A 2,552-nucleotide genomic window follows, 5' to 3' on the forward strand; every position below is an offset into this window, starting at 1 on the left:
TCGGTGAGCGTTAGGGTGACGGTTGAGTTTGGCGCGACATCAGTGGTTGTACCTGAAATGTCAGCAGTTTCTGCGCCATCATTGATTACTAATGCAACGTCGATAGAGCCCGCGGTGGCGTCCATGTTGTCGGTGTCAGCATCAGTAACGGTTTGACCGTTTTGGTCGACTGCTTGAGCATCAACAGTGATGTCACCATCAACTAAGCCAGAAATATCCACGCCATCAATGTTGTAATCGCCATTGGCATCTACAGTGACGCCAGTGATGATTTGCACTGTGCCAGCGCTATCGGTAAGGGTTAGGGTGACTGTGCTGTTTGGCGCGACATCAGTGGTGCTACCTGAAATGTCGGCTGTCTCTGCGCCATCATTAATTACTAATGCAACGTCGATAGAGCCGGCAGTCGCATCCATGTTGTCGGTGTCAGCATCGGTGACGGTTTGACCGTTTTGATCGACCGCTGATGCATCAACGGTGATGTCGCCATCAACAAGGCCTGAAATATCCACGCCATCAATGCTGTAATCGCCATTGGCATCTACAGTGACGCCAGTGATGACTTGGACTGTGCCGGCGCTATCAGTCAGGGTTAGCGTGACTGTGCTGTTTGGCGCCACATCGGTAGTGGTACCAGAAATGTCAGCGGTTTCAGCGCCATCATTGATGGTCAGCGCCACATCAATTGAGCCTGGTGTCGCATCCATGTTGTCAGTGTCAGCGTCAGTCACGGTTTGACCGTTTTGGTCGACAGCTTGAGCATCAACAGTGATGTCACCATCAACTAAGCCTGAAATGTCTACGCCATCAATGCTGTAATCGCCATTGGCATCAACGGTCACGCCAGTGATGATTTGGACTGTGCCAGCGCTATCGGTGAGCGTTAGGGTGACGGTTGAGTTTGGCGCCACATCAGTAGTGGTACCTGAAATGTCAGCCGTTTCTGCGCCATCATTAATGGTGAGGGCTACATCAATTGAACCCGCAGTCGCATCCATGTTGTCGGTGTCAGCATCCGTCACGGTTTGACCGTTTTGGTCGACAGCTGATGCATCTACAGTGATGTCACCATCAACTAAGCCTGAAATATCCACGCCATCAATGCTGTAATCGCCATTGGCATCAACGGTGACGCCAGTGATGACTTGGACTGTGCCGGCGCTATCAGTCAGGGTTAGCGTGACTGTGCTGTTTGGCGCCACATCGGTAGTGGTACCAGAAATGTCAGCGGTTTCTGCGCCATCATTGATGGTCAGCGCCACATCAATTGAGCCCGCGGTGGCGTCCATGTTGTCGGTGTCAGCATCCGTCACGGTTTGACCGTTTTGGTCGACAGCTTGAGCATCAACAGTGATGTCACCATCAACTAAGCCTGAAATATCCACGCCATCAATGCTGTAGTCGCCATTGGCATCAACAGTGACGCCAGTGATGACTTGGACTGTGCCGGCGCTATCGGTGAGCGTTAGGGTGACTGTGCTGTTTGGCGCGACATCGGTGGTGCTACCAGAAATGTCAGCTGTTTCTGCGCCGTCATTAATCACTAATGCAACGTCGATAGAGCCCGCAGTCGCGTCCATGTTGTCAGTGTCAGCATCAGTAACGGTTTGACCGTTTTGATCGACTGCTTGAGCATCTACAGTGATGTCTCCATCAACTAAGCCTGAAATATCCACGCCATCAATGCTGTAATCGCCATTGGCATCAACAGTGACGCCAGTGATGACCTGCACTGTGCCGGCGCTATCGGTAAGGGTTAGGGTGACGGTTGAGTTTGGCGCGACATCGGTGGTGCTACCAGAAATGTCAGCTGTTTCTGCGCCGTCATTAATCACTAATGCAACGTCGATAGAGCCCGCAGTGGCATCCATGTTGTCGGTGTCAGCATCCGTGACGGTTTGACCGTTTTGGTCGACTGCTGAGGCGTCAACAGTGATGTCGCCATCAACAAGGCCTGAAATATCCACGCCATCAATGCTGTAATCGCCATTGGCATCAACAGTGACGCCAGTGATGACTTGCACTGTGCCAGCGCTATCAGTCAGCGTTAGGGTGACTGTGCTGTTTGGCGCCACATCGGTGGTGCTACCAGAAATGTCAGCTGTTTCTGCGCCGTCATTAATCACTAATGCAACGTCGATAGAGCCCGCAGTGGCATCCATGTTGTCGGTGTCAGCATCAGTAACGGTTTGACCGTTTTGATCGACTGCTGATGCATCAACAGTGATGTCGCCATCAACTAAGCCTGAAATGTCTACGCCATCAATACTGTAATCGCCATTGGCATCAACAGTGACGCCAGTGATGACTTGGACTGTGCCGGCGCTATCGGTGAGCGTTAGGGTGACTGTGCTGTTTGGCGCGACATCGGTGGTGCTACCAGAAATGTCAGCTGTTTCTGCGCCGTCATTAATCACTAATGCAACGTCGATAGAGCCCGCAGTCGCGTCCATGTTGTCAGTGTCAGCATCAGTAACGGTTTGACCGTTTTGGTCGACTGCTGAGGCGTCAACAGTGATGTCGCCATCAACAAGGCCTGAAATATCCACGCC

Annotated in this window: 1 protein-coding gene; it reads right to left on the minus strand. The window is 52.0% G+C overall.

Annotation, left to right across the window (positions count from 1 at the left end; all coding sequences use genetic code 11):
* The coding region (locus Q4600_RS21050) for a beta strand repeat-containing protein (protein WP_368502424.1) at positions 1–2,552 on the minus strand (2,552 nt) is incomplete at both ends.

It is taken from the genome of Shewanella sp. 2_MG-2023 (assembly GCF_030548905.1).
GTDB classification, from domain to species: Bacteria; Pseudomonadota; Gammaproteobacteria; order Enterobacterales; family Shewanellaceae; genus Shewanella; species Shewanella electrodiphila.